We start from the raw sequence: 22233 nt of genomic DNA, 5'->3' as shown, positions 1-22233 counted from the left end.
TCAGTTCTCCTTTTCCTGCGTCTCGGACGATTCGTTCTTCTCGTAGCGGTAGAGGTCCTGTCCCCACCGCAGGCGGATGTTGGCGGGCAGCTGTGCCAGCTGCGGGGCATCGCACTGCAGCCCGTACAGGTCAACAGCCAACCGCGGGTAATCCAGCGGGATGCTGTCCGGCTTTGCGGCCCGTAGCAGCTGAATCATACCCCGCAGATGATGGCTGATCTCGGTAATTTCTTCGGCGGTAGCCAGCGCGTTGAAGCGCCGCAGAATGCTGCTCTCGGTCCAGTCCTGCCCACTGGCCACAGTCTGCTCCGCCAGCCTGCGCACGGCCCGGCCCAGCGTGCAGCCGAGCTGGCTCACGCACACAGTATCGTTGCTCTGCTGGTGCAGGGCATACAGGGTCAGTGCCAGATAGACCGCCCACTCTTCATGGGAGGGGCCATTTGTGCCGTAAAAGCTCGCAGGCATCCCCTGCAAAAGGCCGCCCCACAGGTCTGGAAGCTCCCCGGGTGCATGTCCGATGCCCCGTCGCAGCTTTGCCAGCTCTGCACGCCGCTGGTTCTCCGGCAGACCCCAGAGCCATTGAATCTTGCCGTCCACATAGCCCCTGATGGCCTGTGTGCGGCTCTCGTTTTTCTCACTCATGCCGTTCCTCCCTCATCGTTTGTTTTCGGATAAAGTTTATACAGCCCCGCCCGGAAGCGGTTATAAGCTTTGGGAGCCGTGTACAGCTCCATCCGTTCGGTCTTTTTCCCGGCGTCCAGCTTGACCCTGTGCCCTACCAGAGCGGCGCTGCCAGCCTCCAGCACCATCTGCTGGCCCAGCTGCTCTGCAATGCCTCGGGCGATCACCTGCCAGCGGGCTGTGGTTTCGGTCATGTCGTCTTCTTCCGGGTCAATGCTCCGCAGCCACTGCCGGAACGGCTGGTCTACTGCAAAATAGAACTGGGAACGGGCCGGGGCGCTGGTATTTCCGTTTTTATCGCCTGCGGCAGTGGCAATATCCTGCGCCAAGTGCCCCACCAGAGAGGCTGCCTGCTCGCAACGGCCGATTTCCTCGGTGATGCGGTTCTGCCAACCATAGCCCAGCTCATTTAACAGAGAAAGGCTCATTGCAATCTGGTCTGCATAGACCCCTTTCATGGATGCACTTTGCGCTCCATATTCAACACCAACAGCACATATTTGCAGGATTTCTTTTTTCTTTAAAAAACCACATCTTTGTAAATAACCATTCCACTGTACCACGCCCGGAATATGCTTTCCGTCACCTATAATCGAGGAAAATTCCCGCCAGAGCATTTTCTCCATATCGTGTTTTTGCGGGAGATAGCATTCTGGACTCTCTTTCGTTTGCTTCCGGAGTCCCCATAGTGTCATGGGTTCTGCAAATGCGTTTTTCTTATCAAAGAAATCTCCACCCAACAATGTATACCGGACCACTTTTTCATTTTCTCGTTCCAACCATATCCGTCGGCACTGCATTGTTAGAAGTTCTGCATAATTACCCGGGCAGACGATTTCCGTCCGCTCTTCGCTTCTTGGTTCTTCCAGTTCCCAATTGGGTCTTCCTTTTTCCCAAAGCTCTGCCCTGTCGTTTAAAAACATCAGATTTCGCATCAGTGTTTCAAACAGATTTACACCTTTCACATATACAAGACCCAGTTGCCCCAGCCATCCCGGGCTCATGCTGGGTCTATCCTTTGCTTTTTTCTTTGCGGCTGCATCGTCATAGTTATTGAGAAATACCAGCCACCTTGCTGCTTGTGCATATGTCAGTGCATTCTTTTCCACGCCAGCATAAGATGCAAACATATTGTTTTTGTTTTCGCTTTCAAACACTTCTCCGTTTAATTTTCCGCCTTTAAATGGGCTTCCAATTTTTGCTTCCGGCACCTGCCAGAATGGCCGCTCCGGGTGGAAGAGCCAGAAGCGGTCTTTCCACTGCTCCAGATAGTCCCGGATAGGCTGCTCCGGGAAGTGTTTCAGCTCCCACAGCGCTCCCCAGCGCTCCAGAGCGGCTTCTTCGTCTTCCAGCGGCTCCGGCTCCCCCACTTCGTTCACGCGGGAAAAGACCGTAAACAACACCGCCAGCAGCAGCCGCAGCATGGCCGCGTCCTGGGTGGGCATCTCCCCTGCCAGGTCCATGTACTCCTGCGCATGGACCAGTGCATCCGTCAGAGAAACTTCCTGCACGGTATTGTCCGGCAGACGGACACGGACCCAGGGTTCCGTCAACAGGTTAAACTCAATTTCCTGCATCAGCTTCCTCCTTTTCATAAATCAGACCATTCTCACGGTCATAATGGAGCGTCATCCCCGCCAGATGGGCCGTCAGCGTTTCATCCAGCAGCAGCACCAGTTCCCCGCGCAGCATCGGGGAGAGCTGCCATTGGGCCAGCAGACGGCGGTTGTCCGCTTCCAGTTCGTCAATGACGTGTTTCACGTTCCATTCCTTGCCAAACACTGCCGGGAGCCGCAGTTTCTGCCGTGCGATCTTCAGCGCCTCCTCCGGCTGCGGCGGGCAGTCGGACGCTACCGTCCGGCCTCCCTCCTGCCACGGCAGGAAATGGATGCTGCCATCCCGCCCCTGCACCATGACCAGCACCTCAACAGACGGGTCGCCGTCACGGACAGCCGCCCGGGCCGCCGGGTCAGAACAGGCACCCTCGTCTGCCATCCAGCCGTCCAGCGTATTGAGCCGGGGGAATCTTTTATACACCTTCGGGTGATGCACCAGATAAGCCTCTGCCCGGTCCTTTCGCTTTCCCTGTTCCAGTTCATAGTTATGGCGCAGCTTCTCACTGGCGGCATCTTCGGGCAGTTTGTCCTCCGCCGCCCAGCCATACACCTGCTGTACCAGCGAGGAGATCTCTTCCGGCAGGCGGATGGTCTGAGGCAGCAGTTCCCGTGTCCGCCAGAGCAGCCACTTGCCGTAGACTGCCGCGCTGCCCTCATCAAAGGCATCCTCTCCGGTATCCAGCACCGCGCAGACTGCTGCCTGCATCGGCTGTGGGCGAGAGCGCCAGGTGTGGCGGTGCAGACGGCCAATGCGCTGTAGCAGCAGGTCCATCGGGCAAAGTTCCGTCACCATAACGTCAAAATCAATGTCCAACGACTGTTCGAGCACCTGCGTGCCCACCACAATGAGTCCATCCCGCCGGACTGGAGTCGAGTGCTTGCCGATCCGCTCCATGAGCTCCTGCTCCCGCGCGGCGCGGTCCGGCATCAGGAATTGTGCGTGGAACACCTGCACTTCTTTTTCCGGCAGAGCTTCCCGCAGCATCCGGGCCACGGCCTGTGCCTTTTTAACGGTGTTGACGATGACACCCGCGCAGCCGCCCGCCTGCATCTTTTCGCACAGGAAACCGGGCAGGCCATCTTCCGTCAGCGGAACCGTCTGTACCGTCCGGCTGGGCGTATCCAGCGGAATGGTCGTCTGGCGGACTTCCTCCCCATCCGTCCAGGTCAGGAGCGGATAGCCGCAGCTGGTCTTCCACGGTGCGTCTGGTGCGGAGGTGCGCTTCTGCTGGTAGGCTTCCACCAGCTCTGCCCGCCGCCGGGCCGGCAGCGTGGCTGAAAGTAAGATCACCGGCACCCGATACCAGCCCAGCCATTCCAGCGCCCGGTCAAGGTAGCGATTCATGTAGGCATCATAGGCATGGCACTCGTCGATGATCACCACCTTGCCCGCAAGGCCGAGGTGGCGCAGCATCACATGCTTTTGTTTGAGCGCTGCCATGAGCAGCTGGTCCACCGTGCCAATGACAAAGCAGGCCAGCAGCGCCTGCTTGCTGCCCCGGAACCACTGGTGCACCTGCACCCGGTGCTCGTTTGTCTCGGAATCGTCCCAGTCGTCTTCTACCGGAACGGTCTGTTCCTGTAAGCGGATATACTCTTCGTTCAGCTCTGCCATGCCGTGGGCCAGCCGGATGCACTTTAGCAGCCTGTCCGGCTGGTTGTCCGCCCACTGCACCAGCCGCCCCAAAATCCCGTTTGCCGTTGCCTGCGTAGGCAAGCCAAAGAAGATTCCACCCGCGCCAAACCGCGCCGCCAGAATTTCCGCGGCTGCCAGTGCAGCCTCCGTCTTGCCTACACCCATCTGGGCCTCTAAAATCAAAATTCCAGGGGCGCTCACACTGTTGGCTGCTTCCACGGCAGCAGCCTGTACCGCGTTGGGTGGGAATCCAAAACGCGCTTTGAACTCCTCTTCGTCCACAATAGAAGTCTGCGCCTCCCAGGGTGCCGTCAGGTCTTTCTCATCCCATTTATTCCAGGCCCGTTCCGCACGCTCCGGATAAGCCACTTCGTTCCCCAGTTCTTCTACCGGGATCAACGGAAAATACTCGGTATTGCTGGCGATCCAGTCCGCCATGATAAGCAGTCCTGTCAGCAGAATTTCTGTAGGCGGAGTCAAGTCCGGCAGCTCTGCCGGGTCGTCGTAGCCGCAATCTTTCAGCGCTGTCTCAAACAACTCATCCCAGCAGCTTTCCCAAAATGCCTTTTCTCCCTTGGGGTAGTAGTTGCATGTCCAGCTCACCAGCTGAGCTTCCACTTCTTCCTGCTCCTGCGGCTTGCCGTGGTGGGCCCCCGCAATGGAGGCGATTCCTGGCGGACACTTCAGCTCTATCAGAATCGCTTCGCTTGCCCGGGCGTGAGGTGTTTTCTTCCGATCCTGCTCCGGGCAGGTCAAGGTGGTAAAGCGCTCCATTCGCTGCTTTGCCTCTGGCAGCAGCGGCATCAGGACACTCTGAAAGGCAACAACGCTCTTACCAAGATCATGTGTCCAGCCCAAAAAGCGTGCCAGCGCGATCAGGGCTTCTTCGTCCAGGTCGGTTGCTTTCTTCACGCTTTCCGGCAGCCACTTCCGCACCAGCAATTCCATGATCTCTGCCGTATCCCGCAGATGCATCCAGAGCGGCAGCCAGAGGCTCGTATTATTCGGATCGGTTTTGCCCGCCAGAAGCCTTGCGTAGGTCAGTTTCATGCCGCACCTCCTGTTCGTCCGGTGTGTGTTATTTTCCGAGATAGATATAGCATTGTGCTTGTACTATAAGATGGACTTTTGCAATTTTAAAGCATTTTTTCTTTATTTTTTTCAAAGCTAGCACCGATTCCCCACTCTTGTCAATTATTTTTCATCGTTTTGTAGGGAAGCACAAAGTTTCTACTCGCTTTTTGTGCACAAAAAACCGCCCCGGCTTCCTGTTACGGAAACCGGGGCGGTTCATTATGCTTTATTCGTGCTTTCTCAAGCCCTCACGCGATTACTTGCGGGGGTTCTTGATCGCAGCCTGGGCGGGTGCCAAAATTACAGAGCGTTCGCAACAGTGATCTGCCGTTTCTTTAACACGCTGTATCACCAAAGAACGGCTTCACTGTACTAAGAGAAACTCCGTTACGCTTTGCTTTTTCCTGTTCATAAGTCACACGGGTAACTTCCTCAATAAAAGCTCGGACTTCCGGCGTTGCTGTTGACCATGTGACATTAAAGCGTCTGCAAATTTGATAAAATGTGCGATAAAATGTCTCTCGCTCTGCATCACGCTGAAAATATTCTTTTGCACTCATCAAACACACCTCATTTCAAGTAAGTTACAAAGATGTTCATTGCCGCCTCACCAGAAAGTTCATAACGCGGTGCTCCGCCAAAACTCGGCAATGGACAAGCTCCATAGTCCCGGACATAATGCTCTGCCAGCTCCGGAACCTTTGCCTCGAACGTGACCGTCCCGCCGCATTCATGGTCAATCGACAGCTTGATTCCGTACGCAATCAACACTCGGCCAATGCCCTGATACTTTTTAGAATGCCCGACAATTGTTGGATTGCTTTCCGGCTGGCTCTCAATGTAGGTAATATGAACCATCACGTCATTTTCCAATATTTCGTATGCAGCCAGCGCAACCAATTCGCCATCACTCGTCTTTAAGGCATACTTTTCAAAGGCAGCATCCTGAATATAATCTGACAACCAGCTTGTTTGCCAGACGGGTTCTTTTTCAGTCTGTACTGCGTCAGATTTTTTCATGCGCACGATTTTCACACTGATATTCTGACTGCCGTCTGTTTTTATAATAAATGGTACAAACTTTGCCATACAGACCTCTTTTCCTGAATAAAGCATTTTACAGTTTTATTATACTCAGTCGCTCTTAAATTTTCAACCAGTCACCGCCTCCGCTTCTTTTCAAATCTTTTTGTGTAAAGATGTCGCCTATTGCCTTGGAACCGGAGTAACTGGTGTACTGGGCGACGGTTATTTTCAAACTCCGGTCAGCAGCATGAATTACTTTGTCAAAAATGATTCAACAACAATCCATGGGCGGCGTTTGCAAGGAGCAGTCATACACAAAACGCCCCCGGCTTCCTGTCATGGAAACCGGGGGCGCTGCGGTTTTATGGGAAACGCCTCAGGCGCTGCAAAGTCTCAGTGCAGCAGAGAGCTAACCCATGCCCGGGCGGCCGTCTTGGCCTGGAGCTTATTGTACATCTTCAGGGTGGTGTTGTACACTTTCTGGCTCATGGCATTGCTGGCGTTGGTGGCGGCAGCCTGCTTGGCCTCAAGCGTGTCGGCGGCGGCAACGGCGGCCTTCATATCGGCGTAGTCGGCCATGATCTCCTGCTGGAGCGCGGCATAGCTGGCCTTGGCTGCTGCCCGATCCTTTGCGGTGACCTGATTGCCATTGCTGCCGTAGGTCAGCAGGTTGGAGAGGGCGTCACGCACGCCGTAGAAAGAGTCGGTCCAGTCGTCCGGGTAGGTATAGTAGCGGCCCTTGGCATCCTGATACCAGACGCCCTCGGTGGGCTGCTCGTCGGAGCGGGTGACCTTATGGACCGAGACCTTGTAGACATCTGCGGTGTCGGTGGTCAGCATCGGATAGTAAGGGACGAAGGCGTTGTACACGTCGTCGTCAAAAGCGGTCCACTCGGTAATGGCGGTGTTCAGATCGCCGGTGGCGCTCACCTGGAACAGATGAGTCTCCACATTGCCCGTCTTGCCGATGGGCTCGGTCTGAAAGAAGTGGATGGAATCCTCCACCGAGAACTTCTTGGTCAGCTGGATGTTGGAGTAGACCGGGACGATGGCACCGTTCTCGCCGACGTTGCTGATAGCAAAGTCGGTCTCGCTGTAGTTGTCCTTCGTAAAGGTGTCGGTGCCGTACAGGTAGTTCAGGCCGGCTGCCATGCGGTCCGATGCGATGTCGCCGTTGTAGGAGGCATCCAGATCGATGACATTGGCAGCGGCGTCGCCCACAAAGGTACCGGCCTTCTGGGCCACGGAGATCAGGTTGGCGGAGGCCACCACATGGTCGGTGTCATCCAGATCGATCTTGCCCATAGCGGCGATGTTGGGCTGCATGAAGACCACGCTGGAGGAGAGCTTCAGGGCAAGGTAGGTGTGGCCCGTCAGGTTCTCCACGAACCAGGTCTCGTTCTGGTCGGCAATGAACACGCCGGAGCCGCCGGCTGCACCGGCGTTGTCGTAGATGGAGGTCAGCAGGGCAACACCCTCGCGGGCCGTGGAAGCTTCGCTCAGCAGCACCGTGGTGATCTCGGCTTCCTCAATGCCGTTGTCCACATAGGGGTCTACGCTCAGCACGGCGTCGGTGCCGTAGAGAGACTCGGTGGCAGAGACCATGACGCCCTTCTCGTTGGTGCCAGCCTCCTCATAGGGGGTGTGCTCGTGGGTGCTGTCGCAGTCCGGGCAGACACCCAGACCGTTGTCGTCCCGGCGGGCGGTGTAGCGGTAGCTGTCGTGGGTGAAGGTGTAGGTAAAGCCGTAGCAGCCCTCGTACACCTCGCCCGCGGTGTGCTTCCCGGCGGGGCTGATGTTGAACAGCTTGTTGTAATCGTTGGTGCCCAGATCCTCGATCCGGCCAAACATGGTGGTGCCATCCTCGGTGAGGTCGCTGCCGACATAGAGTGCCGTGCAGGCGAATGCGGAAGGAACCACGGCAAGCGTCATCGCACAGGCGATGAAAGCCGCAGCAATTTTCTTCTTCAAAGACATAATAGTATCGATCCCTCTCTTGTTGATTGTCGGCATTTCGTCGGCAGGTGTTATAATACACTCATTTTAATGAAAATGCAAGTATTTTCCCGAAATTTTAGCATATATTCATTTTTATATGGTATATATTCATACCGCGTTTTTCATCTGCCCCTCCGTGAGCGCAAAAAACCGCCCCGGCTTCCTGTTACGGAAACCGGGGCGGTTCATTATGCTTTATTTGTGCTTTTTCAAGCCCTCACGCGATTACTTGCGGGGGTTCTTGATCGCAGCCTGAGCGGCAGCCAGACGTGCGATAGGCACACGGAACGGAGAGCAGCTGACGTAGTCCAGGCCAACATTGTGGCAGAACTCGACGCTGGAGGGATCGCCGCCGTGCTCGCCGCAGATACCCAGGCCCAGGTCGGGACGGGTCTCACGGCCATCGTGAGCAGCCATCTTGATCAGCTTGCCGACACCGATCTGATCCAGGTGCTGGAACGGATCGCTCTCGTAGATCTTCTTCTCGTAGTATGCACCCAGGAACTTGGCAGCGTCGTCACGGCTGAAGCCAAAGGTCATCTGAGTCAGGTCGTTGGTGCCGAAGCTGAAGAACTCAGCTTCTTTCGCAATATCACCAGCGGTCAGAGCGGCACGCGGGATCTCAATCATGGTACCAACCTGGTACTTCATGTCAACGCCAGCCTCAGCGATCAGCTTGTTGGCAGTTGCCACGACGATATCCTTGACGTACTTGAGCTCCTTGACCTCGCCCACCAGAGGGATCATGATGTGCGGGGTGATCATCTTGCCGGTCTCAGCGGAGACTTTCAGAGCAGCCTTGATGACAGCGTTGGTCTGCATCTCAGCGATCTCGGGGTAGGTGACAGCCAGACGGCAGCCACGGTGGCCCATCATGGGGTTGAACTCATGCAGGCTGACAACCACGTTGTTCAGCTCTTCGGTGGTCATGCCCATGTCCTTTGCCAGAGCCTCGATATCCTCAGCCTTGGTGGGCAGGAACTCATGCAGAGGCGGATCCAGGTAACGAATGGTCATCGGGCGCTCACCCATGATGCGGTACATCGCGGTGAAGTCTGCCTCCTGGAACGGCTCAACCTTTGCCAGAGCGACTTTGCGCTCCTCAACGGTACGTGCGCAGATCATCTCACGGACAGCAGCGATGCGGTCCTCAGCGAAGAACATGTGCTCGGTACGGCACAGGCCAATACCCTCGGCACCCAGGTCAACGGCCTGCTGTGCGTCACGCGGGTTATCGGCGTTGGTCATGACCAGCAGCTGACGAGCCGCGTCTGCCCAACCCATGAAGCGGTTGAAGTTCTTGTTGCCGGTAGCTGCAACCGTAGCGATCTGCTCGCCGTAGATGTTGCCGGTAGAACCATCGATCGAGATCCAATCGCCCTCAACGAACTTGTGGCCGTTGATCTCAAAGGTCTTAGCCTCTTCGTCGATCTTCACATCGTTGTCATTGCCGCAGCCGGAAACACAGCAGGTGCCCATACCACGGGCAACAACGGCCGCGTGGCTGGTCATGCCGCCGCGGACAGTCAGGATGCCCTGAGAGACCTGCATACCGACGATGTCCTCGGGAGAGGTCTCCAGACGGACCAGAACGACTTTCTTCATCTCGCCGGACTTGACCTTCTCCTCTGCTTCCTCAGCAGTGAAGACGATCTGGCCGCAGGCGGAACCGGGAGAAGCTGCCAGGCCCTTGCCGACGACCTCAGCTGCTTTCAGGGCAGCAGCGTCGAACTGGGGATGCAGCAGGGTATCCAGCTGCTTGGGCTCCACGCGCAGGACAGCCTCCTGCTCGGTGATCATGCCCTCGTCCACCAGGTCGCATGCGATCTGCAGAGCAGCCTGTGCGGTACGCTTGCCGTTACGGGTCTGCAGCATGTACAGGTGGCCGTCCTCAATGGTGAACTCCATATCCTGCATATCGCGGAAGTAGTTCTCCAGACGGGTTGCGATCTCAACGAACTGATCGTACACCTCAGGCATCTGCTCGTGCAGGTGGCTGATGGGAGACGGGGTGCGGACACCAGCAACGACGTCCTCGCCCTGTGCATTGATCAGGTACTCGCCCATCAGCTTCTTAGCGCCGGTGGCGGGATCACGGGTGAATGCAACGCCGGTACCGGAACGATCACCGGAGTTGCCGAAAGCCATCTGCTGGACGTTGACAGCGGTGCCCCACTCGTAGGGGATCTCGTTCATCTTGCGGTAGACGTTTGCACGGGGGTTGTCCCAGCTGCGGAAGACAGCCTTGACAGCCTCGATCAGCTGATCACGGGGATCCTGGGGGAACGGCTTGCCCTCGTTCTCCTCATAGATCTTCTTGAAGATGCCGACCAGCTCTTTCAGGTCATCAGCGGTCAGGTCCACGTCGTTCTTGACACCCTTGACCTCTTTCATCTTATCGATCTCGACCTCGAACAGGCTCTTCGGGACCATCATGACGACGTCGGCGAACATCTGCACGAAACGGCGATAGCAGTCGTATGCAAAGCGGGGGTTGTTGGTCTTCTTGGCCAGGCCCTCAACAGCCTCGTCGTTCAGGCCCAGGTTCAGGATGGTGTCCATCATGCCGGGCATGGACTGACGCGCGCCGGAACGGACGGAGACCAGCAGGGGGTTTGCGTTATCGCCAAACTTCTTGCCGGTGATCTCCTCCAGGCCCTTGACGTGCTCGAAGATATCCGCAGTGATCTCATCGTTGATCTGACGGCCGTCTGCATAATACTGGGTGCAGGCCTCCGTGGTAATGGTGAAGCCCTGAGGCACCGGCATACCGGCGGCAGTCATCTCTGCCAGACCGGCGCCCTTGCCGCCCAGAATGTTCTTCATGGTGGTCTTGTCGCCGCCGAAAGCCTTGTTGCCCTCGCTGAAGTAGTACAGATACTTTTTGCTCATGCGTTCTTTACCTCCCAATTGGTGGCCTCCGGCGCAACGCTCCGGCGGTCTCATCGTTTGCTCTGTCTTTGGTCACGATGAACATTTGTTATTGTGAATGCTAAACTATTATACCAGAAATCCCGGGTCATTCCATCGGTCAAAGCGCCAAATTTAATTGATAAATTTTGTGCAATCTCTTGCATTTCACTCACTTTTACGCTAATATAGAATGGGAGGAATTTCGAGAGTATTTTCTCATTTTTCGTTGTTTTTCTCGCTTGTTGGATACAACTTACTATCCATTCAATTTGTCGCATTCCGTCTCACTGCCCTTTCTGGCCGAGTTTGTCGCTCAGTTGGGCATTCCGGAGGAGGTATTTTTATGAATTCCGATTTTTCCGCCGCCCGCGCGCGGCTGGATGCTGCCGAGGCAAAGCGTGAAGAAGTGCTGCTGCGCCACATTGCAAACGGCGTTATGATCGAGAGCCGTACCGTGGAGATCGACGAGAGCGTCGTCATCGCCCCCGGGGCAAAGATCCTGTCCGGCACCATCCTGCGGGGCAAAACCGTCATCGGCGCGGGCTGCGTCATCGGCCCCAACAGCCTCATTGAGGACAGCACCGTAGACGAGGGCACCACCGTCAACGCCAGCCAGGTGTACGGCAGTCATCTGGGCCCCCACAACAACATCGGGCCGTTCACCCATGTGCGGGTCAACACCGTCACCGATTACGGCGTCCATCTGGGTGCCTATGTGGAGACCAAGAATTCCAACTTTGCCCGGGGCAACACGGTCAGCCACCTGACCTACATCGGCGACAGCGATGTGGGCAAGTACTGCAACTTCGGCTGCGGCACCGTCACCTGCAACTACGACGGCAAGGATAAGTTCCGCACCACCATCGGCGATTACTGCTTCATCGGCTGCAACACCAATCTGGTGGCTCCGGTCAAGGTCGGCGACGGAGCCTACACGGCCGCCGGCAGCACCATCACCAAAGACGTGCCCGCGCAGGCGCTGGGCATCGCCCGGGAGCGCCAGACCAATCTGGACGGCTGGGCCGAGCCCAAGATGGAGGCCTACATCGCCAAGAAACAGAAGCTGGAAAAAGAGCAGAATCAGTAAACTTTTTGCAAAACGCCTGTCGGGACGTGGTTTCGGCGGGCGTTTTGTTTGTTTTTTTCACCCATCTATGCTATACTGAAAAACTGTACCACACATTATTAGAGAAAGCGAAAAGGCAAGCAACACCATGACAACTGCAAACGACATCTGGCTCATTGCCGGCCTCGGCAATCCGGAAGCCAAATACGACGGCACCCGCCACAACGCGGGCTTTGCCGCGCTGGACGCCCTCGCCGCCAAGTGGGGCATCTCGGTCAACAAGAGCAAATTTCAGGGCCTGTGGGGCCAGGGCGAGGTGGAGGGCCACAAGGTCGTCCTGCTCAAGCCTCTGACCTACATGAACCTTTCGGGCGACTCCATCGCCCCGCTGGCAGGTTTCTTCAAGATCCCGGCCGACCATGTCATCGTCCTGTGCGACGACATCACCCAGGCCCCCGGCAAGCTCCGCATCCGGCCCTCCGGCTCGGCAGGCGGGCACAACGGCCTCAAGAGCATCATTGCCCGGCTGGGCGGGGAGAACTTCCCCCGCATCCGTCTTGGCGTGGGTGCCAAGCCCCACCCGGATTACGACCTTGCCGCCTGGGTACTGGGCAAGTTCCCGCCTGAGGATGTCAAAGCGATGACCGACCGCTACCCGGACATTGAAGCCGCCGCCAAACTCATCATGGACGGCAAACTTGGCTTCGCTCAGAGTAAATATAATGGATAAACCTCTCCGTCTCGCATCCGCTCGACAGCCCCTCTAACAGGGGAGCCCTTGGCAAAGAGGTGTCGTTTTGCTGAGATTGATTGAAGTTTGATGGAAAGCGTACCGGACTGCCAAAGCCTCTCACTTTGGGAGAGGTGTCTGCGGAGCAGACGGAGAGGGCAAGGATGCTGCCAAAGAGCCAGACACACAGCGATACGCACCCCGCTTGTCAGAGCCATCGTATCGCAACGCCGCTGGAGTAATTTCACCGGGCTTGCCCTCTCAGGCGCTGACGCGCCAGCTCCCCCAAAGTGGGAGCCCTTGGCAAAGAGGGGTCGTTTTGCTGAGATTGATTAAAGTTCGATGGAAAACGTACCGGACTGCCAATGCCTCTCCTGTCAGGAGAGGTGTCATCAAGCGAAGCGATGATGACGGAGAGGTTCTTCATCAGAGAGGAGGTCTACGATGTACGAGGCACTGTTAAAGGCCACGCCTGAATATCAGAAGATCGCTGCCAGCCTGGCTGCACCGGGCCCGGCAGCCCTGTTTGGCCTGCCCCCGGCGGGCCGCGCCCTGCTGTACGCCGCCCTGCAAAAAGACCTAGGCCGGGTGCTCTGCATCGTGACCCCGGGCGAGGCCGAGGCCACCCACTTTGCGGAAGACCTCAAGGCCCTGGGCCTGACGGCAGCGGTCTTCCCGCCCCGGGATTTCATGCTCCGCCCCGTGGAGGGCGCGGGCCGCGAGTACGAGTACCGCCGTCTTTCTGTATTGGGCCAGCTGGCGGGCGGGCGGCTGAATGCCGTCTGTGTCCCCGCCGAGGCCCTGCTGCAATACACCGTCCCCCGGGACGAATTTTTAAAGAATACCCTCACCCTCAAGCCCGGCATGGTCTACAACCGGGAGGCGCTGGTGGAGCGGCTGTTTGCCGCCGGGTATGTCCGCCGCAGCCAGGTGGATGGCCCGGGCCAGTTCAGCGTCCGGGGCGACATTGTGGACATCTACGCGCCGGACATGCGCCAACCCGCCCGTGTGGAGTACTGGGATGACGAGATCGACTCGCTGGCATCGTTCGACCTGCTCACCCAGCGCCGGGACGGCTCGCTGGAAAAGATCTATCTCTCCCCCGCCCGCGAGGTACTGTTCGGCAACACGGTACAGACGGCGGAGGCCCTCCGCGACGCCTGGAAAAAGGCCCGCGGCAAACACCGGGCAGCGCTGGAAAAGGCCATGGAGGCTGATCTGGCCCAGCTGGATTCCGGCCTGATGCCCGAGGCCATGGACAAATACTACGGCCTGCGGTACGCTGTCCCCGCCACCCTGCTGGACCACCTCACCAGCCCCATCTTTGTGCTGGATGAGGTAGGCGGTATCCGGGATGCGCAGAAAGCCACCGAGTTCCGCCGGGGCGAAGAGCTCACCGGCCTGCTGGAAGAGGGCGTCATCTGCCCCGGGCTGGATGTGCTCTACCAGACCATGGACGACCTGGCCATTGCCGCCCAGAAACAGAGCACTCTGCTGTGCGAGAACTTCCTGCGCGGCATGAACGAGTTCAAGCTGAAAGACCTCATCAACGCGGAGGCTTTCGCGGCCCCCAACTGGGGCGGCGACCTGGCCTCCCTGCGGGAAGATCTGGACCCGCTGGTGGAGCAGGGCTATGCCATCGCGCTGTTCGCAGGCACCCCCAAGGGCGCTGCCGCCCTCACCCGGGACCTGGCCGACAAAGGCTACGCGGTCAGCATGAGCCGGGACGTCCGCCCCGCCAAAGGGCTGGTGCAGATCCTGCCCGGCCACCTGACGGCCGGGTGCACGTTCCCCTTTGCCCATGTGGCGGTTCTCTCTTCCCGCCGCCATGGTCTGGATGAAGCCAGCGAGGCCGCCAAGAAACGCAAAAAGAATAAAAACGCCCTGTCCAGCCTTTCGGACATCAATCCCGGCGATTATGTGGTGCACCAGAGCCACGGCATCGGCATGTACGCAGGCATCCAGCGGCTGGAAGTGCAGGGTGCCACCAAAGATTACCTCAAAGTGCAGTATTCCGGCTCCGACGTGCTGTATGTGCCTGTCACCCAGCTGGACCTGCTTTCCCGCTACACCGCCCCCGGCGATGAAGAAAAGGTCAAGCTGGCCAAGCTGGGCGGTGCCGAATGGCAGCGCACCCGCGCCAAGGTCAAAAAGGCCACCGAGGAGATGGCCCAGGAGCTCATTGAGCTCTACGCCCGCCGCCGACAGGCACAGGGCTACGCGTTCCCGCCGGACGGCGACTGGCAGAGCGATTTTGAGACCCGCTTTGAGTACGATGAGACCGACGACCAGCTCAACGCCACGGCGGAGATCAAAAAGGATATGGAAAAACCCTACCCCATGGACCGCCTGCTCTGCGGCGACGTGGGCGTGGGCAAAACGGAAGTGGCCCTGCGGGCCGCGTTCAAGTGCGTCATGGGCGGCAAGCAGTGCGCCATTCTGGCCCCCACCACCTTGCTGGCCTGGCAGCACTACAACACCATCCTCTCCCGGATGGAGGCGTTCCCGGTCAAAGTGGAGATGATGTCCCGCTTCCGCACCACCAAGCAGCAGAAAGAGACTCTGCGGGGCCTGCAGGCCGGCAGTGTGGACATCGTGGTGGGCACCCACCGCCTCCTCTCCAAGGACGTCCGCTTCCACGACCTGGGCCTTGTCATCATTGATGAGGAGCAGCGGTTCGGCGTTAAGCATAAAGAAAAGCTGAAAGAGAACTTCATCGGGGTGGATATGCTCACCCTCTCGGCCACACCGATTCCCCGCACCCTGAACATGGCCATGAGCGGCATCCGCGACCTCTCCACCATTGAGCAGCCGCCTTTTGAGCGCCAGCCCGTGGAGACATTCGTCCTCGAGTACAACGATGTCATCCTGGCCGAGGCCATGAAGAAAGAGCTGGCCCGGGGCGGGCAGGTCTACTATCTGCACAACCGGGTGGACAACATCGAGTCCACCGCCGCCCATGTCAGCCAGATGGTGCCCGGCGCCCGGGTGGGCATCGCCCACGGTAAGATGACCGAGGACGAGCTCAACCCCGTCTGGCAGCATCTGCTCAACGGCGAGATCGACATTCTCGTCTGCACCACCCTCATTGAAACGGGCATCGACGTGCGCAACTGCAACACCCTCATCATTGAGGACGCCGACCGGATGGGCCTGGCCCAGCTGTACCAGATAAGAGGCCGCGTGGGCCGTTCCGGCCGCAAGGCCTACGCCTACTTCACGTTCCGCCGGGACAAGACCCTCTCGGACATTGCTCAGAAGCGGCTCTCCGCCATCCGGGAGTTCACCGCGTTCGGCTCCGGTTTCCGCATCGCCATGCGCGATCTGCAAATTCGCGGTGCGGGCAGCCTGCTGGGCCACAGCCAGCATGGCCACATGGAAGCCGTGGGCTATGACCTCTATGTCAAGATGCTGAATCAGGCCATCGCCCGGGCCAAGGGCGAACCGCTCCAGCGGGACAAGAGCGAGTGCCTGGTGGACCTGCGGGTGGACGCGTTCATCCCCGAAAAGTATATCGCGGATGGGCCGGGCCGCATCGAAGCCTACAAACGCATTGCCGCCATCCAGACCCCCGAGGACGCCGCCGATGTGCTGGACGAGCTCATCGACCGCTACGGCGACCCGCCTCCCTCGGTCAGCGATCTGGTCAATGTCTCCCTCGTCCGGGTGCAGGCCGCCGCCGTGGGCGTGTACGAGGTCACCCAGAAGAAAGACACCCTGCTGCTGCAGGTGGAGGAGCTGGACCTTGGCATGATCCGGGGCCTGCTCATCGCATTCAATGGCCGGGTCACGGCAGGAGCCGGGGCCAAGCCCTACCTCTCTGTCACCCTCCAGCCCGACGAAAAGCCGCTGGAGCTGCTGCAAAGGATCCTCAAGGCCATGGGCGAGATTTTAAACGAGCCCAAGCCTGTGAAAAACCAAAAATAAATTTCAGGAGCAACCAACTATGAAACAGAAACTTCTTGCACTGGTCTGCGCGCTGGCCCTGGTGGTCAGCCTGGCAGGCTGTGTCATCTCCACCCCGGACACCGTGGGTTCCCTCGGCGATTACGAGATCTCCTCCGGCCTGTATCTGCTGGCCCAGTACGACGCCTACCAGAAAGCCGCCGACCTCGCTTCCTCCGACCAGGACGCCGCCAACGTGAAAGCTTTTTTGAAGCAGACCATCACCGTGGACAGCGACAGCGGCGAGACGGCCACCGTCAGCGATTATGTCGCCCGGAAAACGCTGGAAAACCTGCAGACCTACGCCGCCACTGAGCTGCGCTTTGACGAGCTGGGCGGCCAGCTGACCGCCGAAGAGGAGCAGCAGGCCGACAGCTACGCCCAGCAGCTGATGGACCAGTACGGCGATACCTACAAGGCCAACGGCATCGGGCTGGAGACCGTGCAGCACTTTGAGCGCATCCTGCTCAAGAGCAACGACCTGCTGACCCTCGTTTATGGCAACGGTGGCGAGACCCCCGTCTCGGACGCCGACCTGACGGAGCATCTGGAAAACAACATGGTGGAACTGGCTTATTACGTCATCCCGCTCTACAACACCAGCACCTATGCCTTTGCGGATGACGACCAGAAAGCCCAGATGCTCACACTGGCCCAGCAGGCCGCCACGGCCGTCAATCTGGCCTCCAATGAGAGTGCTTCGGAGCAGGTCAGTGCCCTGAACGCCGCCGCTCAGGCCGCCCTGCCGGACATCTACGCCGTGCTGGGCAGCACCCCCTCCGACACCAATGTTCAGACCGAGCTGCTGGGCGCTTCCACGCTGGACTCCACGTTCACCCAGGACGGTGCCGCCGACACCATCCGCAGCCTCGCCTACGGGCAGGCCGCTGCCGTGCAGTATTCCAGCTACGCCATGATGCTTGCTCTGCGTCTGGACCCGCTGGCCGTGGCCTCGCTGGACGACCTGCGGGATCAGGTCATCACCGACATGAAGACCAGTGAGCTGAAGACCGCACTGAGTGATTCCGGTGCCTCCCTGGAGAACCACCTCGACACCTCGGCCATGAACAAACTGCCCATGACCAAGATCGTCAACAAATAAGTTCCGTAAAAGCACAACAGCGCCCTGCCCGGAGAAGCTTCTCCAGAGCAGGGCGCTGTTTTTGCGCTCTTATTTTGCAGTCGCCTTTGCAAACTCCGCCGCCAGCGCCGCATTGCAGGAGCGGACGGCAGCGGCCTCCGGCTTGAGGGCCGCGCGGTCGTAGGTAAACAGGCCGTTCACCTCGTCCTCCACGTCGGTCAGCTGGGTGTACACCAGCGCCGAGAGGCCCCGCCCCAGCTGGGGCAGAATGGTCTTCCATTGCAGCATTTTATAGCGTTTGGTCAGGTCGGCTCTGTCTTTGGCGGTGCCGTAGCCGTAGGTCTTGCCGGGCGGCTCGTGGCCGGGCATGGGCCAGGCAATGCCGCCGTACTCGCTCAGGGCCACCGTCCGCCCGCCGGGCCGGATGCGGAGCGGGTAGAAGTAATTGTGGCGGGAGTCCACATCTCCCCCGCCCTGGTCGTACCAGCCGCTGGCTTCGTCGATCAGGCGGGTGTCATCCAGCGCCCGGAGGGCCGCCGTGGCGGCGCGGGCATCAAACTGCCCCCACCCCTCGTTGAACGGCACCCAGCACCCGATGCAGGGGTGGCACCGCAGAGCCTCTACAGTGGCTTTTAATTCGGTCTGATAACTTTCCCGGCTGGCTTCCGTCTCGCGCCCCAGCAGCCCCCACAGGGGCTTTGCGTCGGGTGTATGGCGGAGCAGGGGCAGCAGGGCGTTGGTCAGGTAGGTGACGTACCACTGGTTCATCTTCCCGCCGCCGTTCACCATATCCTGCCAGACGATGAGGCCCAGCTTATCGCAGTGGTAGTACCACCGCTGCGGCTCGATCTTGGCGTGCTTGCGCAGCAGGTTGAAGCCCAGCTCCTTGACCTGCTCCAGCTCGTGCACCACCGCCGCGTCCGAGGGCGGGGTATACAGCCCCTCCGGCCAGTAGCCCTGGTCCAGCAGGCCGTTGAGGAGGATGGGCTTTCCGTTGAGGCAGAAGCGCAGGATGCCTTTCGCGTCCGGCTCACAGCTCCATTTGCGGAGGGCAAAATAACTGTGCACGGTATCAAAACCGTCTTCGTCCCCCTGGGTGGTACCCACGGTCAGGTCGTAGAGGAACGGGCTGTCCGGACTCCACGGAAAGAAATGTTTCTCCGGGATGTTCAGCGTCACCTCGCCGTCCTGGTCGGCCTCGTCGCCGCCCCAGTCCTCGGCAATGGTCACGCCCCCGGCCCGCACCACAGCCCAGAGGTTTTTTGCCCCGCCGGGCTGGGCCGTGTGGGCTTTTACCGTCACGGTCCGGGCATCGTAGTCCGGGGTGACAGTCAGCTCCGTAATGTAATTGTCCGGCACCCGCTCCAGCCAGACGGTCTGCCAGATGCCGCTCTGGGCATGGTAGAACATCCCGCCGGGGGTCAGGGTCTGCTTGCCCCGGGCCTGGGTGCCATTCCCGGTAGGGTCCTGCACGGCCACCCAGAGGGTGTTGCGGCCCGGCCGCAAATAATCGGTGATGTCCAGCGTAAAGGGCCAGTAGCCGCCCCTGTGGCCGCCGGCCAGATGGCCGTTGACCTCCACGGCGCAGGCGTAGTCCACCGCTCCGAAGTGGAGCAGCACCCGTCCGCCCTGCCCCGCCGGGGGCGTAAAGCCGCGGTGGTAGTGGAGCCACTCCCCGGGCTGCAGCGTCCGCCCCACTCCGGAAGCCGGAGCCTCGGGCGAGTAGGGCACCCGGATGGTCCCATCCCACGCCGTGGGGAACTGTGCCGCCTTGGTAAACGCGTATTGCCACGGGCCGTTCAGGGACTCAAAGCTGTCCCGCCGCAGCGCCGGGCGGGGGTATTCGGAAAGTGGGTGCTGCATTTTGCCCTCCTGTTTCCTCGATTGGGCTCCCCTGACAGGAGAGCTGGACGCGCCAAAGCGCGGCCTGAGAGGTTTTATTTTGGATCAAAGCGTTTGCAGTTACTTGCGGTATGCTGCCGCCAGCTTTTCGAGGGCGGGCAGGCTCCGCTTGACTTTCTCGGTGTCGATGCAGTAGGCAAAGCGCACATAGCCCTTGACACCAAACGTATCGCTGGGCACCAGCAACAGGTCAAACTCCCGGGCTTTCATGCAGAACGCGTTGGCGTCTTCTTCCAGCGCCTTGGGGAAGATGTAGAACGTGCCGCCGGGGCGCTCCACCTCAAAGCCCAGCTCGGTGAGTTTGTCGTACAACAGGTTCCTGTTGGTCTCGTAGACGGAGAGGTCGCTGGTGGCATCCAGGCAGCGGCTGACGGCTTTCTGGATGATGCTGGGCGGGCAGTTGTGGCCCGTAAAGCGGGAGATCTGGGCCAGAATGTCCACCAGGATGTCCGCCCCCTCGCAGGCCGGGTTGACCGCCACATAGCCCAGACGCTCGCCGGGCAGGCTCAGCGTCTTGGAGAACGAGAGGCAGGTCAGGGTGTGGGGGTAGAATGCCGCCGGGTAAGGCACGGTCTTGCCGTCAAAAACGATGTCCCGGTAAGGCTCGTCGCTGACGAGGAAGATGTTGTGGCCGTACTCCTTGCTCTTGGCGGTCAGGATCTCGGCCAGCCGGGTCAGGGTCTCCGCCGAGTAAACCACGCCCGTGGGGTTGTTGGGGGTGTTGATGAGGATGCAGGTGACATTCTCGGTCAGCATCTCCTCAAAGGCGTCCAGATTGGGCTGGAACGTGGGCGGCTGGGGCGGCACCACTTTCAGCACGGCACCCGTTCCCCGGACGTAGGGCCCGTACTCCGAAAAATAAGGTGCGAACGTCAGCACCTCGTCGCCGGGCTTGGTCACGGCGCGGATGGCGTGGGCAATGGCGCCCGCGGCACCCGTGGTGGGGAAAATATGCTTCTGCTCATAGGGCAGGCCGAACGTTTTGGCCAGATGGGCTGCCGCGGCGGTGCGGAACCCCGGGTCGCCCTGGCTGGGGCAGTAGCCGTGGAGGGCAATGGGCTCCTCCGTGGCCAGCAGGTCCTGCATGGCCGCCGTAAACCGCGGCGGGCAGGGCACGCTGGGGTTGCCCAGCGAGTAGTCAAACACGTTCTCATAGCCGATCTCGGCAGCCCGCTGTTTGCCGTACATAAAGGTCTCACGGATCACGCTCTTATGGGCCAGCATCGCGCGGTAGGTTTCGTTCAGCATAATCATTCCCCTCTCGCTTTTCGGATCTCTTTTATTTCTTGTCCGGCAGTGCAGACGCATAGCTCTGCTCTACCTTGACGACGCAGCAGTATTTCGGGTCCTGCTCTTTGACGAACTGGCACATCTTTGCCAGCATCTGGTCGATGTCCCCGGTGTATCCCGCCGGGAACACCAGATCAAACAGAACATTGGTGTGGCTGTCCCCCGGCACGATCCGCAGATCGTGGATGGAGAGCTGCGGGTCCAGCTGGCGGGCATGTTCCTGCAAACGGGCCCGCAGCACCCCCACCGACGCGTCCGCCGTGACGATGGGGTCGTAATGGATGGTGACCTGCAGCCGGTCTTTTTTGAGAAAGTCGTTCTCGATGTTGTCGATGACGTCATGGGCCGTCAGCGGGTCGGTCTCGGCCGGGAACTCCACATGCAGGGAGGCGAACTGGTGCCCGGGGCCGTAATCGTGGACCATGAGGTCATGCACGCCCAGTACCCCGGGATAGCTCATGACGGTCCGCTCAATGTGCTCCACCAGCTCGGGGCTGGGGCTCTCGCCCAGCAGCGGGCTCAGGGTATCCATCACCAGGCCCCATCCGGACCAGAGGATGAACGCCGCCACGCCCACGCCCATAATGCCATCCATGATGCCGTAGCCCGTCAGGCTGCACAGGATGGTGGAAAGGAGGACCGCTCCGGTGGTCAGCACATCGTTGCGGCTGTCGGCGGCGGTAGCCATCAGGGTCTCCGAGTTGATCTTTTTGCCCACGGCGCGGTTGAAGCCGCTCAGCCAGAGCTTGACGAGGATGGACGCCGCCAGCACCCCGATGCTGAGCCAGCTGAACGCCACCGGCGTGGGGTGGAGTACTTTCAGAGCCGATTCTTTCAGCAGCGAGAGGCCGATGGCCAGAATGGTGACGCTGACCACGAGGCCCGCCAGATACTCGTACCGGGCGTGGCCGTAGGGGTGCTCCGCATCCGGGGCCTTGGCCGCCAGCCGGAAGCCAATGAGGCTGACCACATTGGACGAGGCATCCGACAGGTTGTTCAGGGCGTCCGCCATGATGGCGATGGAGCCAAACAGGGTGCCTGCCAGCAGCTTGCCGATACAGAGCAGGATGTTGCAGGCCATGCCTACCAGACTGGCCAGATTGCCGTAGGCCGTGCGGACAGCGGCGTCTTTCACATCATCCGGGCGCTTGATGAAGCAGCGGATCAGAAATTGAGTCATAGTGTACCTCCCGGCTGCCGCGGCAGCCACGTCTTGTTCAGTATAGCACAGCACTTCACGGTTTTAAAGTGTTTTTGTGAATTTTCTTCTTTCTA

Annotated in this window: 14 protein-coding genes; 4 read left to right on the top strand and 10 right to left on the bottom strand. The window is 59.4% G+C overall.

What is annotated here, in order from left to right; translation table 11 throughout:
- The 7 genes from casB to ppdK form a co-directional block, all read right to left on the bottom strand.
- Entirely contained in the window at positions 1–642 is a 642-nt protein-coding gene (gene casB / locus C4N22_RS10240) for a type I-E CRISPR-associated protein Cse2/CasB (protein ID WP_112148904.1), read from the bottom strand.
- The gene (casA, locus tag C4N22_RS10235) at positions 639–2258 is read right to left on the bottom strand and encodes a type I-E CRISPR-associated protein Cse1/CasA (protein WP_112148903.1); all 1620 of its coding nucleotides are present in this window, start codon (positions 2256–2258) and stop codon (positions 639–641) included. Before casA ends, casB begins: the two co-directional genes overlap by 4 nt.
- Positions 2245–4983, bottom strand: coding sequence for a CRISPR-associated helicase Cas3' (gene cas3 / locus C4N22_RS10230; RefSeq protein ID WP_112148902.1), 2739 nt, complete (start codon positions 4981–4983; stop codon positions 2245–2247). Before cas3 ends, casA begins: the two co-directional genes overlap by 14 nt.
- 359 nt (positions 4984–5342) lie before the next feature.
- Complete coding sequence (locus C4N22_RS12770; RefSeq protein WP_128118643.1) at positions 5343–5567, bottom strand: hypothetical protein; 225 nt, start codon at positions 5565–5567, stop codon at positions 5343–5345.
- A 10-nt stretch (positions 5568–5577) separates the two neighbouring features.
- A complete protein-coding gene (locus tag C4N22_RS10225) occupies positions 5578–6096 on the bottom strand; it encodes a hypothetical protein (protein WP_112148901.1) in 519 nt (172 codons plus the stop codon).
- Between the two features lie 330 nt (positions 6097–6426).
- Positions 6427–8010: a C69 family dipeptidase gene (locus C4N22_RS10220; RefSeq protein WP_242981010.1), complete on the bottom strand. Its 1584-nt coding sequence runs from the start codon at positions 8008–8010 to the stop codon at positions 6427–6429.
- Positions 8011–8256: 246 nt separating this feature from the next.
- Positions 8257–10923, bottom strand: a complete 2667-nt coding sequence (gene ppdK / locus C4N22_RS10215) for a pyruvate, phosphate dikinase (protein ID WP_112148899.1) — start codon at positions 10921–10923, stop codon at positions 8257–8259.
- Positions 10924–11287: 364 nt separating this feature from the next.
- On the opposite strand from ppdK, the gene C4N22_RS10210 reads away from it, so the two are divergent.
- The 4 genes from C4N22_RS10210 to C4N22_RS10195 all read left to right on the top strand — a co-directional run bounded on the left by C4N22_RS10210 (position 11288) and on the right by C4N22_RS10195 (position 17787).
- On the top strand, positions 11288–12031 hold the full coding sequence (locus tag C4N22_RS10210; protein ID WP_112148898.1) for a DapH/DapD/GlmU-related protein: 744 nt from the start codon (positions 11288–11290) through the stop codon (positions 12029–12031).
- Positions 12032–12158: 127 nt separating this feature from the next.
- Positions 12159–12740, top strand: coding sequence for an aminoacyl-tRNA hydrolase (gene pth / locus C4N22_RS10205; RefSeq protein ID WP_112148897.1), 582 nt, complete (start codon positions 12159–12161; stop codon positions 12738–12740).
- Between the two features lie 444 nt (positions 12741–13184).
- On the top strand, positions 13185–16667 hold the full coding sequence (mfd, locus tag C4N22_RS10200) for a transcription-repair coupling factor (protein ID WP_112148896.1): 3483 nt from the start codon (positions 13185–13187) through the stop codon (positions 16665–16667).
- A gap of 19 nt (positions 16668–16686) precedes the next feature.
- Entirely contained in the window at positions 16687–17787 is a 1101-nt protein-coding gene (locus C4N22_RS10195) for a foldase (RefSeq protein WP_112148895.1), read from the top strand.
- 69 nt (positions 17788–17856) lie between these two features.
- On the opposite strand, the gene C4N22_RS10190 is transcribed toward C4N22_RS10195, so the two are convergent.
- The 3 genes from C4N22_RS10190 to C4N22_RS10180 all read right to left on the bottom strand — a co-directional run bounded on the left by C4N22_RS10190 (position 17857) and on the right by C4N22_RS10180 (position 22138).
- The gene (locus C4N22_RS10190) at positions 17857–19629 is read right to left on the bottom strand and encodes a glycoside hydrolase family 2 protein (RefSeq protein ID WP_112148894.1); all 1773 of its coding nucleotides are present in this window, start codon (positions 19627–19629) and stop codon (positions 17857–17859) included.
- A gap of 99 nt (positions 19630–19728) precedes the next feature.
- Complete coding sequence (locus tag C4N22_RS10185; protein ID WP_112115769.1) at positions 19729–20916, bottom strand: pyridoxal phosphate-dependent aminotransferase; 1188 nt, start codon at positions 20914–20916, stop codon at positions 19729–19731.
- 31 nt (positions 20917–20947) lie between these two features.
- Positions 20948–22138, bottom strand: coding sequence for a cation diffusion facilitator family transporter (locus C4N22_RS10180; protein ID WP_112148893.1), 1191 nt, complete (start codon positions 22136–22138; stop codon positions 20948–20950).
- Between the last annotated feature and the right edge of the window lie 95 nt (positions 22139–22233).

The sequence above is a fragment of the Faecalibacterium prausnitzii genome (genome assembly GCF_003287495.1).
GTDB classification, from domain to species: Bacteria; Bacillota; Clostridia; order Oscillospirales; family Ruminococcaceae; genus Faecalibacterium; species Faecalibacterium prausnitzii_I.
The sequence above is the reverse complement of the archived record's forward strand: the minus strand, read 5'-3'. Positions and strand labels throughout refer to the sequence as shown.